This window comes from Streptomyces sp. RLA012 (assembly GCF_056270325.1).
Map to the genome: position 1 here is coordinate 7880005 of NZ_JBWDPA010000002.1, position 14415 is coordinate 7894419.

The 14415-nt window shown below is 69.1% G+C and carries 12 protein-coding genes; 9 read left to right on the plus strand and 3 right to left on the minus strand.

Annotated elements, in window-relative coordinates; genetic code table 11:
• Positions 1-39 precede the first annotated feature (39 nt).
• Positions 40-2787, minus strand: a complete 2748-nt coding sequence (gene aceE, locus RV986_RS36140) for a pyruvate dehydrogenase (acetyl-transferring), homodimeric type (RefSeq protein ID WP_475921387.1) — start codon at positions 2785-2787, stop codon at positions 40-42.
• Positions 2788-3266: 479 nt separating this feature from the next.
• Between aceE and RV986_RS36145 the strand changes: the two genes are divergently transcribed.
• From RV986_RS36145 to RV986_RS36170, 6 genes are all read left to right on the plus strand, one after another.
• Positions 3267-3695, plus strand: coding sequence for a DUF3052 domain-containing protein (locus RV986_RS36145; protein ID WP_475921388.1), 429 nt, complete (start codon positions 3267-3269; stop codon positions 3693-3695).
• A gap of 201 nt (positions 3696-3896) precedes the next feature.
• Positions 3897-4355 carry a peroxiredoxin gene (locus RV986_RS36150; protein WP_475924560.1) on the plus strand — a complete coding sequence of 153 codons (459 nt, stop codon included), beginning with the start codon at positions 3897-3899 and terminating at the stop codon, positions 4353-4355.
• 129 nt (positions 4356-4484) lie between these two features.
• On the plus strand, positions 4485-5060 hold the full coding sequence (locus tag RV986_RS36155) for a TerD family protein (RefSeq protein ID WP_475921389.1): 576 nt from the start codon (positions 4485-4487) through the stop codon (positions 5058-5060).
• Positions 5061-5308: 248 nt separating this feature from the next.
• On the plus strand, positions 5309-5884 hold the full coding sequence (locus tag RV986_RS36160) for a TerD family protein (RefSeq protein WP_475921390.1): 576 nt from the start codon (positions 5309-5311) through the stop codon (positions 5882-5884).
• A 110-nt stretch (positions 5885-5994) separates the two neighbouring features.
• Positions 5995-7143, plus strand: coding sequence for a DUF475 domain-containing protein (locus RV986_RS36165; RefSeq protein ID WP_475921391.1), 1149 nt, complete (start codon positions 5995-5997; stop codon positions 7141-7143).
• 153 nt (positions 7144-7296) lie between these two features.
• Positions 7297-8037, plus strand: a complete 741-nt coding sequence (locus tag RV986_RS36170; protein ID WP_475921392.1) for a TerD family protein — start codon at positions 7297-7299, stop codon at positions 8035-8037.
• A gap of 125 nt (positions 8038-8162) precedes the next feature.
• Here the strand turns inward: RV986_RS36170 and RV986_RS36175 are convergent, their stop codons facing one another.
• Positions 8163-9011, minus strand: coding sequence for a TerD family protein (locus tag RV986_RS36175; protein WP_475921393.1), 849 nt, complete (start codon positions 9009-9011; stop codon positions 8163-8165).
• A 190-nt stretch (positions 9012-9201) separates the two neighbouring features.
• On the opposite strand from RV986_RS36175, the gene RV986_RS36180 reads away from it, so the two are divergent.
• The 3 genes from RV986_RS36180 (at position 9202) to RV986_RS36190 (ending at position 13805) form a co-directional block, all read left to right on the plus strand.
• On the plus strand, positions 9202-10371 hold the full coding sequence (locus tag RV986_RS36180) for an HpcH/HpaI aldolase/citrate lyase family protein (protein ID WP_475921394.1): 1170 nt from the start codon (positions 9202-9204) through the stop codon (positions 10369-10371).
• A 111-nt stretch (positions 10372-10482) separates the two neighbouring features.
• A complete protein-coding gene (locus RV986_RS36185) occupies positions 10483-12978 on the plus strand; it encodes a phosphoribosyltransferase (protein WP_475921395.1) in 2496 nt (831 codons plus the stop codon).
• Entirely contained in the window at positions 12978-13805 is an 828-nt protein-coding gene (locus tag RV986_RS36190) for an HAD family hydrolase (protein WP_475921396.1), read from the plus strand. The genes RV986_RS36185 and RV986_RS36190 overlap by 1 nt, the downstream gene beginning before the upstream one ends.
• Positions 13806-13982: 177 nt before the next feature.
• Here RV986_RS36190 and RV986_RS36195 read toward each other — a convergent pair whose 3' ends face one another.
• Positions 13983-14207 (minus strand): FmdB family zinc ribbon protein, encoded by a 225-nt coding sequence (locus tag RV986_RS36195; RefSeq protein WP_475921397.1) that lies wholly within the window; start codon positions 14205-14207, stop codon positions 13983-13985.
• Between the last annotated feature and the right edge of the window lie 208 nt (positions 14208-14415).

The following is a 14415-nucleotide window of genomic DNA, read 5'->3' on the forward strand; positions in this document are numbered from 1 at the left end:
CGCGCCCCACGGACGTCCACCGGCCCTCGCGGGCGGTGCCTACGCGTCGCCGCCCGCGGCGCCGGGGTGGGCCGCCGCCACGTCGAGCAGCTGATAGCGGTCGATCGCCTGCTTCAGCACCGACCGGTCGACCTTGCCCTCGCGCGCCAGCTCGGTCAGCACCGTGACCACGATCGACTGCGCGTCGATGTGGAAGAAGCGCCGGGCCGCCCCGCGCGTGTCCGCGAAGCCGAACCCGTCCGCGCCCAGCGACTGGTACGTCCCCGGCACCCACCGCGAGATCTGGTCCGGAACCGATCGCATCCAGTCGGACACGGCCACGAACGGACCTTCGGCGGCGCTCAGCTTCTGCGTCACATACGGGACGCGCTGCTCCTCCTCGGGGTGCAGCAGATTGTGCCGCTCCACCTCGACGGCCTCACGCCGCAGCTCGTTCCAGGAGGTCGCCGACCAGACGTCGGCGCGTACGTTCCACTCCTCGGCGAGGATCCGCTGTGCCTCCACCGCCCACGGCACCGCGACACCGGACGCGAGGATCTGCGCCGGGACGGAGCCCGAAGTCCCCTCCGAGAAGCGGTGGATGCCCTTGAGGATGCCGTCCACGTCGACGTCGGCGGGCTCGGCCGGGTGCCGGATCGGCTCGTTGTAGACGGTGAGGTAGTAGAAGACGTCCTCGCCGTGCGGGTGTTCCTCGGACGAGCCGTACATCCGGCGCAGACCGTCCTTGACGATGTGCGCGATCTCGAACCCGTACGCCGGGTCGTACGCGACACAGCCCGGGTTGGTCGAGGCGAGCAGCTGGGAGTGGCCGTCGGCGTGCTGGAGGCCCTCACCGGTCAGAGTCGTACGCCCGGCGGTCGCGCCGAGTACGAAACCGCGCGCCAACTGGTCGGCCATCTGCCAGAACTGGTCGCCGGTGCGCTGGAAACCGAACATCGAGTAGAAGACATAGACCGGGATGAGCGGCTCGCCGTGCGTGGCGTACGCCGAACCCGCCGCGATCAGCGAGGCCGTGCAGCCCGCCTCCGAGATGCCGTCGTGCAGCATCTGGCCGGTCGGCGACTCCTTGTACGCGAGGAGCAGATCGCGGTCCACGGACTCGTACTGCTGGCCGAGCGGGTTGTAGATCTTCGCGCTCGGGAAGAACGAGTCCATGCCGAAGGTGCGGTACTCGTCGGGCGCGATCAGCACGAAACGCTTGCCGATCTCCTTGTCCCGCATGAGGTCCTTGAGCAGCCGCACAAAGGCCATGGTGGTGGCGATCGACTGCTGACCGGAGCCCTTCTTCACACCCGCGTACGCCTTGTCGTCCGGCAGGGCCAGGGGCTTGGACCGCACGAGGCGGGTCGGGACATACCCGCCGAGCCCCTTGCGGCGGTCGTGCATGTACTGGATCTCCTCCGAGTTCCGGCCCGGGTGGTAGTACGGCGGCGCGCCGTCCTCCAGCTCCTTGTCGGAGATCGGCAGATGCAGCCGGTCGCGGAAGCCCTTGAGGTCGGCGACCGTCAGCTTCTTCATCTGGTGCGTGGCGTTGCGGCCCTCGAAGTTCGGGCCGAGCGTCCAGCCCTTGACCGTCTGCGCCAGGATCACCGTCGGCTGTCCGGCGTGCGCCTTGGCCGCCGAGAAGGCCGCGAAGATCTTCTTGTGGTCGTGCCCGCCGCGGCCCAGGTGCAGGATCTGGTCGTCGCTCATGCTCTCGACCATCGCCCGCAGCCGGTGGTCGTCCCCGAAGAAGTGCCGGCGGATGTAGTCGCCGGTCTCGGTGGCGTACGTCTGGAACTGGCCGTCCGGGGTGGTGTTCAGCTTGTTGACCAGCACACCGTCGCGGTCCTGCGCGAGCAGCGGGTCCCAGGTGCGGTCCCAGACCAGCTTGATGACGTTCCATCCGGCGCCGCGGAACTGCGACTCCAGCTCCTGGATGATCTTGCCGTTGCCGCGCACCGGGCCGTCGAGGCGCTGGAGGTTGCAGTTGACGACGAAGGTCAGGTTGTCCAGGCCCTCACGGGCCGCGATCGACAGCTGGCCGAGCGACTCCGGCTCGTCCATCTCGCCGTCGCCGAGGAACGCCCATACGTGGGACGCGGAGGTGTCCGCGATGCCGCGCGCCTCCATGTAGCGGTTCATCCGCGCCTGGAAGATCGCGCCGAGCGGGCCGAGGCCCATGGAGACGGTCGGGAACTCCCAGAAGTCCGGCATCAGGCGCGGGTGCGGGTAGGAGGACAGCCCGTACGGCGCCTTCGACTTCTCCTGCCGGAACGCGTCGAGCTGCTGCTCGGAGAGCCGGTCGAGGAGGAAGGCGCGGGCGTAGATACCGGGGGAGGCGTGCCCCTGGAAGAAGATCTGGTCGCCGCCGTCGCCCTTGTCCTTGCCGCGGAAGAAGTGGTTGAAGCCGACGTCGTAGAGCGAGGCGGAGGAGGCGAAGGTGGCGATGTGACCGCCGACGCCGATGCCCGGCCGCTGGGCGCGCGAGACCATCACGGCGGCGTTCCAGCGGGTGGCGTTGAGGACCTTGCGCTCGATCTCCTCGTTGCCGGGGAAGAAGGGCTCGTCCTTGGTGGCGATCGTGTTGACGTAGTCCGTGCTGCGCATCTCGGGCACGGCCACGCGCTTCTCGCGGGCCCTCTCGATCAGCCGCAGCATCAGGTAGCGGGCGCGCTCACGGCCCCGCTCGTCGACGGCGGCGTCGAGGGAGTCGAGCCACTCCTGCGTCTCTTCGGGGTCGAAGTCCGGGACCTGGCTGGGAAGGCCGCCAATGATGATCGGATTGCGATCGGATCCGGAAGCCACGCTGTTCCTTCGCTGTCAGAGGGGCGTCTGAAGGCTGCCCGAAGGGCGTCCGAGGGGTACCCGAGGGGCTGTATGGGGCGGTTTTTGGGTCTGTCGGTTCCGTTCCCCATCGTGTACCTCGGGAGCGGAATCGTCATCTCTACCGAGAGGTAACCGATACATTCCCGCAGTTCGTTGGGACGGGCCCGGCCAAAACGCAACGATACGCTCAGTCCGTGACGCGTTCCGCAAAGTCGTTCGGCTCTCGTACGCTCCAAGGGTTCCGAAATGCATAAATGGGGCAGAAAGGTGTGGTGTGCGTCACGTATGGCTGTGAATCCATGCCGGGAGTTGCGGCGACACCGCCAGGATCGTCACCGTTTCGGCGGTCTCGACGGCCGGGTACTTGCGCGATCCGTCCCGCCCGTGTGGACTACGGCCAATGCTGCGCGCACGCGCGTGGCTGAGACATCTACCGAAACATGATCAGGAGGCAAGCCGTGAGCGCGACCGCGGACCACGCGGAGGAGCGGACCAACCCGGCCGGCAGGCTGGGGTTCGAGCCCGGACAGGTGGTCCAGGAGATCGGCTTCGACGACGACGTTGACCACGACCTCCGTGAAGGCATCGAATCGTTGATCGGCCAGGATCTGGTCGATGAGGACTACGACGACGTCGCAGACGTCGTGCTGCTGTGGTTCCGCGACGAGGACGGTGACCTTACGGACGCTCTGGTGGACGTCATCGGTCTCCTTGAGGACGGCGGCATGATCTGGCTGCTGACCCCGAAGACCGGCCGGGACGGCTACGTCGAGCCCAGCGACATCAGTGACGCCGCCCAGACCGCAGGCCTCTCCCAGACGAAGAGCATCTCCGTGGGGAAGGAGTGGTCGGGCTCGCGCCTGATCACGCCCAAGTCGAAGCGCTGAGCTCCGGCGCCGTCTGCCGCAGAGCACTGTGCGTGAGGCCCCCGTCGGCGGTTCCGCCGGCGGGGGCCTCACCTATCCGCGTCCCTGGGCCGGGCGTGCGCCCCGAGCGTGCCTCGCGCTCTCCCCCGCCCGGAGCGGGTCGGGAGCGCTGCGTAGGCTGGTCGCCACCCGAACAGCCCCCTGGAAGGGAAGCGTGTGACTATGGCGATCGAGGTCGGCACCGAGGCACCGGACTTCGAGCTCAAGGACAACCACGGTGCCACCGTGAAGCTGTCCGACTTCCGCGGCGAGAAGAACGTGGTGCTGCTCTTCTACCCGTTCGCTTTCACCGGCGTGTGCACCGGTGAGCTGTGCGCCCTGCGTGACGAACTGCCGAAGTTCGTCAACGACGACGTCCAGCTGCTGGCCGTCTCCAACGACTCCATGCACACCCTGCGTGTCTTCGGCGAGCAGGAGGGCCTGGAATACCCGCTGCTCTCCGATTTCTGGCCGCATGGCAACACTTCGCGCGCGTACGGCGTCTTCGACGAGGACAAGGGTTGTGCCGTGCGCGGCACTTTCATCATCGACAAGGAGGGCGTCGTCCGCTGGACCGTGGTCAACGGCCTGCCGGACGCGCGTGACCTGAACGAGTACCTGAAGGCGCTCGACACGCTGTGAACTCGACACCCTGTGATTGTTCGGTCGCAGGGCCTGCAGGGTGCGGGAACCCGTCACTAGGATCGACACGTTGATCCGATACCAACGCACGACGGGGCGCCCCGCCCCTGGACACCATTGGGAGGACTCGTGGGAGTCAGCCTCAGCAAGGGCGGCAACGTATCGCTGACCAAGGAGGCCCCGGGACTGACCGCGGTCATCGTCGGTCTGGGATGGGACGCCCGAACCACCACCGGCGTCGACTTCGACCTCGACGCCAGCGCCATCCTCACGAATGCGGACGGCAAGGTCAGCTCCGACCAGAACTTCGTGTTCTTCAACAATCTGAAGAGCCCGGACGGCTCGGTGGAGCACACCGGCGACAACATCACCGGTGAGGGCGAGGGCGACGACGAGCAGATCAAGGTCAATCTCGCCGGCGTCCCTGCCGACGTCCAGAAGATCGTGTTCCCGGTCTCGATCTACGACGCCGAGAACCGCCAGCAGTCCTTCGGTCAGGTCCGCAACGCGTTCATCCGCGTGGTGAACCAGGCCGGCGAGGCGGAGATCGCGCGCTACGACCTCTCCGAGGACGCCTCGACGGAGACCGCGATGGTCTTCGGCGAGCTGTACCGCAATGGTGCGGAGTGGAAGTTCCGCGCCATCGGTCAGGGCTACGCCTCGGGCCTGCGCGGCATCGCGCAGGACTTCGGCGTGAACGTCTGACGTGAACATCGGGCGTGAACGTCGGGCGCGGACGTCCGGCGTCCACGCCCGACGCGACCGTCCGACATGACCTCGCTGCATGCATGAACGCCCGACATGAACGTTCGGCGTGAGTGTTTGACGGGTGCGTCGGACGTGAACGTCTGAGCCGTACGGCCTTCGGTTCCCAGGCCCGGTACCGCACCCTCCCGGTGCAGTGCCGGGCCCGCAGTACAACTGAAAGTTCGACATCGGGGAGGACCAGCATCATGGGCGTCACGCTCGCCAAGGGAGGCAATGTCTCCCTCTCCAAGGCCGCGCCGAATCTCACACACGTGTTGATCGGGCTCGGCTGGGACGCGCGCTCCACCACCGGAGCCGACTTCGACCTCGACGCCAGCGCCCTGCTGTGCAATTCCGGCCGGGTGCTCGGCGACGAGTGGTTCATCTTCTACAACCAGCTCAAGAGCCCCGACGGCTCGGTCGAGCACACCGGTGACAACCTCACCGGTGAGGGCGAGGGCGACGACGAGTCGATCCTGATCGACCTCGCCAAAGTGCCGGCCAACGTCGACAAGATCGTGTTCCCGGTCTCCATCCACGACGCGGACAACCGTGGCCAGACCTTCGGCCAGGTCAGCAATGCCTTCATCCGTGTGGTCAACCAGGCCGACGGCCAGGAGCTGGCGCGCTACGACCTCTCCGAGGACGCCTCCACGGAAACGGCGATGATCTTCGGCGAGGTCTACCGCTACAACCAGGAGTGGAAGTTCCGAGCGGTCGGACAGGGGTACGCGTCCGGCCTGCGAGGCATCGCACTCGACTTCGGAGTCAATGTTTCCTAGGACCGCCCGCGTCAGCCGAAGGAGCGGCCCTCTAGACTTCGTGGTCAACAGTAGGTAAAGCCGAGTGCGGCGCGGGGGAGACCCGTACACACACGATGATTGGGTAGCCAGTGCTTCTGAAAACCTTCGGCTGGTCGTTTGCGGTCACCGCGCTCGGCCTGGTCGCAGCGGTGATCTACGGGGGGTGGGAAGCCCTCGGGATTGTGGCGATCCTGACCATCCTGGAGATCTCGCTGTCCTTCGACAACGCGGTGGTCAACGCCGGAATCCTGAAGAAGATGAGCGCCTTCTGGCAGAAGATCTTCCTCACGGTCGGTGTGCTGATCGCCGTCTTCGGCATGCGACTGGTGTTCCCCGTCGTGATCGTGGCCGTCACCGCCAAGAAGAGCCCCTGGGACGCGGTCAACCTCGCGCTGACCGACAAGGACCAGTACCAGCAGCTGGTGACCGACGCTCACCCGGCGATCGCCGCCTTCGGCGGCATGTTCCTGTTGATGATCTTCCTCGACTTCATCTTCGAGGAGCGTGACGTCCAGTGGCTGCGCTGGATCGAGCGCCCGCTCGCCAAGCTGGGCAAGGTCGACATGCTGTCGGTCTGCATCGCCCTGATCGCCCTGCTGATCACCTCGATGACCTTCGCGGTCCACGCCCACCAGCACGGCGGCGCGCACGTCGACAAGGCGCAGACGGTGCTGATCTCCGGCATCGCGGGTCTGATCACCTACATGGTCGTCGGCGGACTCTCCGGCTACTTCGAGGACAGGCTCGAGGAAGAGGAGGAGCGGGAGCACGAGGAAGAGGAGGAGGCCGAGCGGACCGGCAAGAAGAAGCCGGCCGTCGTCCTCGCCGGGCAGGCCGCGTTCTTCATGTTCCTCTACCTGGAAGTGCTGGACGCCTCCTTCTCCTTCGACGGTGTCATCGGCGCCTTCGCCATCACCAACGACATCGTGCTGATGGCACTCGGCCTCGGCGTCGGCGCCATGTACGTCCGCTCGCTCACCGTCTATCTGGTCCGCCAGGGCACCCTCGACGACTACGTCTATCTGGAGCACGGCGCGCACTACGCCATCGGCGCCCTGTCCGTGATCCTGCTGGTCACCATCCGGTACCAGATCAGCGAGGTCATCACCGGCCTCGTCGGCGTCATCCTGATCGCCTGGTCCTTCTGGTCCTCGGTGCGCCGCAACCGGGCGCTCGCAGCGGCCGAGGGAAAAGGGGCGGCCTCGGACGAGAAGGCTGAGGTCTCGTCCGGGGTGTGACGAACCCACCGGTCCGAGGAAGTGACACCCCCTCGCCGCACGGGGTTGACACCCCTCCGGTTGAGGAACGCTCTGAGCGGGGCGGCCGTCGAGGACGAGTCCTCACGGCCGCCCCGCCGCATATCGAGGCAAGGGTGGGGGCGGGATACGGGAATGGGCTTCTGGGACGACCTGTGGCGCGGACGCTCGACGGATTTCGACTCCGGCAGCGCGGCCACCAACGCGATAGAACTGACCAAGCGGAACCACACGGTCTCGCTCACCAAGCAGGGCGCGGCCACCGGCAACCTGCGCATCAACCTGTCCTGGCGGATGCGCACCTCCGACATCGGCGGCGACCGGCAGCGCGGCAGCCTGCTGCGCCACCCCTTCAAGACCTTCAAGCCGGACATGGTCCAGGGGCACACCCAGAGCATGGTGAACGTCGACCTCGACCTGGGCGTCATGTACGAGCTCACGGACGGCTCCAAGGGCGTGGTGCAGCCCCTGGGCAACTTCCTCGGCGACATCAACGACCCGCCGTACGTGAAACTGAGCGGTGACGACCGGTTCGGCTCGGCCTCCGGCGAGACGGCCTACGTCAACCTGGACCACCGCGACGACATCAAACGCCTGCTGGTCTTCGTCTACATCTACGACCAGACGCCCGCCTTCGACCGTACGCACGCGATCATCACGCTCTACCCGAGCAACGGCCCGCGGATCGAGATCGGCCTCGACGAACGGCATCCGCAGGCCCGCTCCTGCGCGGTCGTCATGATCGAGAACACCAAGGGCGAGATGATCGTGCGGCGCGAGGTGAAGTTCGTGTACGGGTTCCAGGCGGAGCTGGACCGGCTGTACGGGTGGGGGCTCCAGTGGGGGCGGGGCTACAAGTCGAAGGTCGACCGCTGACGGGTCGCTGCCGCCGGGCCGGGCCGGGGGCGCCCAAGAGCTCGGGTTCGTCCGGTGGGGTGGCGGCTGCGGGTTCGCTGTGGCTGAGCGCGCAGTTCCCCGCGCCCCTTGCGGGGCGCTGCCCCCTACCGGGCGATGAACTGCGGGCCCTGCGGCGGCAGGCGGAAGTCCGGGTCCGGGAGCGCGCCGACGGCCTGCGGGAAGCCGTAGGCCGGCTGGACGGCCGGGGCCGTCTGGGGCTGGGGGTAGCCGTAGGCGGGCTGCGCGGGCGCCGTCTGGGCCGGCTGCGGATAGCCGTACGCGGGCTGCTGGGGCACCGGGGCGGCATGCTCGGGCGGCAGCGGCACCGAGGTCTCCGGGGAGCCGACAGGGGCGGCCCAGGCGGCGGCGTCGGGCACGGACCCGGTCACCGGCGCGGCGGTCTCCGGCTCCGACTCGTCCACCGTGATCCCGAAGTCGGAGGCGAGCCCCTCCAGACCGTTCGGATAGCCCTCGCCGAGCGCCCGGAACTTCCAGCCCTGCCCGCGCCGGTACAGCTCGCCGCAGATCAGCGCCGTCTCCGTACCCGTCTCCGGCTTGACGTCGAAGTGCGCCAGCGGTTCGCCGTCCGTGCCGGACGCGTCGTACAGCAGGATGCGCAGCGCGCGTACGCGGTCGAAGGTGACACCGTCCGCCGATGCGACCAGCAGAATCTGCCCGACGCCGGACTCGACACCCGCCAGATCCGTCTGGATCGTGTCGGTGAGGCCCTCGGCGACACGTTTCTTGCCGAGTCGCCAGACCTTGCCCGAGGGATGGCGTGGCTGGTTGTAGAAGACGAAGTCCTCGTCGGATCGCACACGACCGTCGGGACCGAGGAGCAGCGCCGAGACATCGACATCGGGGACACCCTGTCCGGGGGTCCAGCGCAGCACCGCGCGTACCGCTGTGGCGTCCAGCGGGACGTTCGACCCCTTCAACATCGCGTGCGTCATGCGGTCATCCTGCCCTCTCGGTCCTGGTCACGACAACGCGGGGGGTGAGGATTCCCAGTCCGGATGTGCGGGTAACCGACACGGCCGGGTTACCTGAACTTCACGCCCGGTGGGAACGACTGACATGGATTTGTACGTACTATTACCGGCCACATCACGTAGGGCCGCCTAGCCGACACGGGGGAGTTTCATGCGTCATTTCGGGCACATCGCCCCTGAACAGCGGCAGCGTCTCTTCTACCGGGAACCGTGCGTGTTCACCGCCGACTCCCCCGCCCGTGTGCTCGCGGCGGCCCTCGGAGCCACCCTGTACAGCCCCGCGACCAGGCCCCGTCTCGCCGACGACGTCATCAAGCAGGCCGGGCGTGGTGTGGTCTCCATGGTGCTGTGCCTGGAGGACTCGATCGACGACTCCGAGGTCGTGGGCGCCGAGGAGAACCTGGTCCGGCAGTTCGCCGACCTGGCCGCACGGCCGCCGAACACCGAGCTCCCGCTGCTGTTCGTACGGGTCCGCGAACCCGAGCAGATCCCGGACCTCGTCCAGCGCCTCGGCCCCTCCGTACGGCTGCTGTCCGGATTCGTACTGCCGAAGTTCACCGAGGAGCGGGGCGTCCTCTTCATGGAGGCGCTCACCGCGGCGGAGTCCGCGAGCGGGCGGCGGCTGTTCGCCATGCCGGTCCTGGAGTCGCCCGGGCTGCTGTACCTGGAGAGCCGCCGGGAGACCCTGGAGGGCATCTTCCGCGTCGTCGACAAGTACCGCGACCGCGTCCTCGCGCTGCGCCTGGGCGTCACCGACTTCTGCTCGGCGTACGGGCTGCGCAGAGCGCCCGACATGACCGCGTACGACGTCCAGATCGTCGCCTCCGTGATCGCCGACGTGGTGAACATGCTGGGCCGCTCGGACGGCACCGGTTTCACGGTGACCGGGCCGGTGTGGGAGTACTTCCGGGTCCAGGAACGCATGTTCAAGCCGCAGCTGCGCCGCAGCCCCTTCCAGGAGGGTGAGGTCGAGGAACTGCGCCAGTCGCTGATCGAGCACGACATGGACGGGCTGCTGCGCGAGATCGCCCTCGACCGGGCCAACGGTCTGCTCGGCAAGACCTGCATCCACCCCTCGCACGTACCGGCCGTGCACGCGCTGTCCGTGGTCAGCCACGAGGAGTACAGCGACGCGCAGGACATCCTCAGGCCCGAGCGCTGCGGCGGGGGTGTTCTGAGATCCTCGTACACGAACAAGATGAACGAGGTGAAGCCGCACCGCGCCTGGGCCGAGCGCACCCTGCAGCGTGCCGAGGTGTTCGGTGTCGCGAACGAGGACATCGGTTTCGTGGAGCTGCTCGCGGCCGGTCTGCCGACCTGAACCGCGCCGGCCCGACGGACTGACCGCTCCCTGCGGGCCGACTCCCACCGGCCAACTCCTGTCGACCGACCTCTGTCGACCGACCTCTACCGACCGACCAACAAGGAATCGATGAAGAACGTGGTGTGGACGGGGACCTGGGTCGCCGAGCGGCTGGGTGTCGAGCTCGTCGGTGACGAGAAGCTGAGCGACCTGCTGGGGCTCGCGCTGCGGCGCAACCCCCGGCGGGCGCATCTGCTCGTCTCGAACGTGCTCGGCAAGCACGTCCCGCAGTCGCCGTCCGTGGTGTACGGACACGGGTTCGCGCTCGGCCGCCGGGTACGGGAGCTGCTCGGCACCGAGGAGGCCCGCGCAGCCGTGGTCCTCGGGTACGCCGAGACGGCCACCGGCCTCGGCCACTCCGTCGCCGACGGCGTGGGCCGCGCGCCCTACCTCCACTCGACCCGTCGCCCCGTCCCCGGCGTCGACACGGCGGGCGGCTTCGAGGAGTCGCACTCCCACGCCACCTCCCACCTCCTCCTTCCGGAGGACCCCCACCTGCTCGCGGGCCCGGGACCCCTGGTCCTCGTCGACGACGAGTTCTCCACCGGCAACACCGTCCTCAACACCGTCCGCGACCTCCACGCCCGCTACCCGCGCGACCGCTATGTGATCGTGGCCCTGGTCGACATGCGCTCGGCCGCGGACCTGGGCCGCCTGGAGGAGTTCGCGGCGGAGATCGGCGCGAGGGTGGACCTGGTCGCCGCGGCGACCGGCACCGTCAAGCTCCCCGAGGGGGTGCTGGAGAAGGGCCAGGCCCTGGTGGCGCAGTACGAGACCGCCGCCCGCCCCGGGGTTCCCGGTGCGGGTACGGCAGTGTCCGGAGAGCAGCCGCGGCCGTCCGAGAGCGCCCGGCCCCGCGGGGAACACCCCGGTGCCGTCCGGGTCGAGCTCGGCTGGCCGCGCGGGGTTCCCGACGGGGGCCGGCACGGGTTCACGCCCGGGCACCGAATACGCCTGGACGGGGCGCTGCCCGCCATGGCCGCCCGGGTCGCCGACGCGTTGCCGGACGGGGCCCGCCGGGTGCTGGTACTCGGGTGCGAGGAGCTGATGTACGCCCCGCTCAGGCTGGCGCGGGAACTGGAACAGGTGGTGGCCGCCGAGGTGCGGTACTCCACGACCACCCGGTCCCCGGTGCTGGCCGTCGACGACCCCGGTTACGCCATACGGACCCGTCTCGTCTTCCCGGCCCACGACGACCCCGACGACGGCCCGGGCGAGCGCTACGCCTACAACGTCGCGGGCGCCGGTTTCGACGCCGTGGTCGCCGTCGTCGACTCCACCGCCGACACCCCCGAACTGCACGCCCCGGACGGCCTGCTGGCCCGGCTCGCGGAACACACCCCGAGCGTCCTGCTCGCCGTCGTCCCGTCGTACGTCCCCGCACGGCCGTCCCCCGAAAGGCCCTCCATGCTCCCCGAGCCCCTCCGCGGCCCCGCCTTCTCCTCGTACGCGCCCGACGAGGTCGGCTGGCTGCTGCAGGACCTCTCGGACGTGAGGCTGGAGGCGCCGACCGAGGAGCGCGAGGAGGCGATCCAGAGCGGCGGCGCCCACTACGCCGAGTCGCTGCCGGTCGAGTACCAGCCCAGCCCCCAGTACCAGGAGCTGTTCCACACGGCCCTCGGCACCTCGGCCGCCCGGATCGCCCAGGCCGTCGGCGCCGTCACCGAGCTGGTGCTCGCCGAACGCTCTCCGCACCCCGTACTCGTCTCGCTGGCCCGCGCGGGCACCCCCGTCGGCGTCCTGATGCGCCGCTGGGCCCAGCACCGGCACGGCCTCGACCTGCCGCACTACGCCGTCTCCATCGTCCGCGGCCGCGGCATCGACACCAACGCGCTGCGCTGGCTGGCCGCCCACCACGACCCGGCCGACATCGTGTTCGTCGACGGCTGGACCGGCAAGGGCGCCATCACCCGCGAACTCACCGAGGCCATCAGGGAGTTCGAGTCCGCCGAGGGCATCACCGGCTTCGACCCGGAGATCGCGGTGCTCGCCGACCCGGGCTCGTGCGTACGGACGTACGGCACCCGCGAGGACTTCCTCATCCCCTCCGCCTGCCTCAACTCGACGGTGTCCGGCCTGATTTCGCGTACCGTGCTGCGCTCGGACCTGGTCGGCGAGTACGACTTCCACGGCGCGAAGTTCTACCGGGAACTCGCCGGCTCCGACGTCTCCGTCGACTTCCTGGACACCGTCGCCGCCCACTTCCCCGACGTCGCCGACGCGGCCTGCGCCCAGGCCAAGGAGCTCCTCGCCGCCGACCGCACCCCCACCTGGGAGGGCTGGGCGGCCGTCGAGCGGATCAGCGAGGAGTACGAGATCCACGACGTGAACCTCGTCAAGCCGGGCGTCGGCGAGACCACCCGCGTGCTGCTGCGCCGCGTCCCCTGGAAGATCCTCGCGCGCGCCGGAGCGGGGGCGGACCTCGACCACGTACGCCTGCTGGCGGAGCAGCGCGGGGTGCCCGTCGAGGAGGTCGACGAACTCCCCTACACCTGCGTGGGGTTGATCCACCCGAAGTACACCCGCGGGGCGACCGGCGCCGACGGCAGGGCGGTGGCGGTCTGATGTCCGCGCCCAAGGTACTCGTCGCCAGCGATCTCGACCGTACGCTGATCTACTCCTCCGCCGCCCTCGCGCTGACCATGCCCGACGCGCGGGCGCCCCGGCTGCTCTGTGTCGAGGTGCACGAGGCGAAGCCGCTGTCGTACATGACCGAGACGGCCGCCGCGCTGCTCACCGAGCTCGGCGACAGTGCCCACTTCGTGCCCACCACGACCCGTACCCGCAAGCAGTACCAGCGCATCAACCTGCCGGGTCCCGCCCCGACGTACGCGATCTGCGCCAACGGCGGGCATCTGCTCGTCGACGGTGTCTCCGACCTCGACTGGCACGCGGCCGTGACCGCGCGGCTGGCCGACGAGTGCGCTCCGCTGGACGAGGTCCGGGAGCATCTGGCGGCCACCGCCGATCCGCTCTGGGTCCGCAAGCACCGGGTCGCCGAGGACCTGTTCGTCTATCTGGTGGTGGAGCGCGAGCTGCTGCCCGAGGAGTGGGTGAAGGAACTCGCGGTCTGGGCCGAGGAGCGCGGCTGGACGGTGTCGTTGCAGGGCCGCAAGATCTACGCCGTGCCGAAGCCGCTCACCAAGAGCGCGGCCGTGCGCGAGGTCGCCCGGCGCACCGGCGCGATCCTGACCCTCGCCGCCGGGGACTCCCTGCTCGACGCGGACCTGTTGCTGGCCGCAGACCGCGGCTGGCGGCCCGGCCACGGGGAACTGGCCGAGGCCGACTGGACGGCTCCCGCGATCACCGCCCTCCCGGAGCGCGGGGTGGCGGCGGGGGAGCGGATCCTGCGGGAGTTCACCCACGCCTGCGGCCGCCCGGGCCCGGCCTGAACGAGGCCGGGCCCGGCGCCCGAGCGGGAGTCGGGCCCGGCGGTCGGGTGGGAGTCGTGTCGGCGGTCGGACGGAGTCGTCGGGGCTTGTGTGGGGCGACCGAGTGAAGACTGTGGGCGGTCTGTGCGGAGGGTGTGGGCGACGAGAAGCTGAAGAGTTGCTGAAAATCTCGAACGATCAGCCGCAGCAACCCCCGCCGCAACACCCGCCTCCGCCGCCCTCGGTGGGGCGCGGGGCGGCCGCGGAGGCCGAGCCGCCGGTGGCCACCGCGACCGTCGACAGGAGTTTCACGGTGTCGTCGTGTCCGGCGGGGCAGGCCGCCGGAGCGGCGGATTCCGCCATCGGGCGGCTCAGTTCGAACGTGTCGCCGCAGGTCCGGCAGCGGTACTCGTAGCGAGGCATGCCCACAGGTTAGCGGGCGTCCGGCGACGACCGAAGGGTTCGGCCGTCCCGCCCGGTACGCGGCGGCGCGGCGCTCCCGCGTCCGGATCCGCTCGATGTGTTCGGCGTGTTCGGCGGGCCCCCCTTGACCTGCCGAACATTTCTGTCTGGTTCCTGAGCGAAGAGATCGTATTAGTCGCTGATAATTTAGGAGAGCCGCGACGAGCCG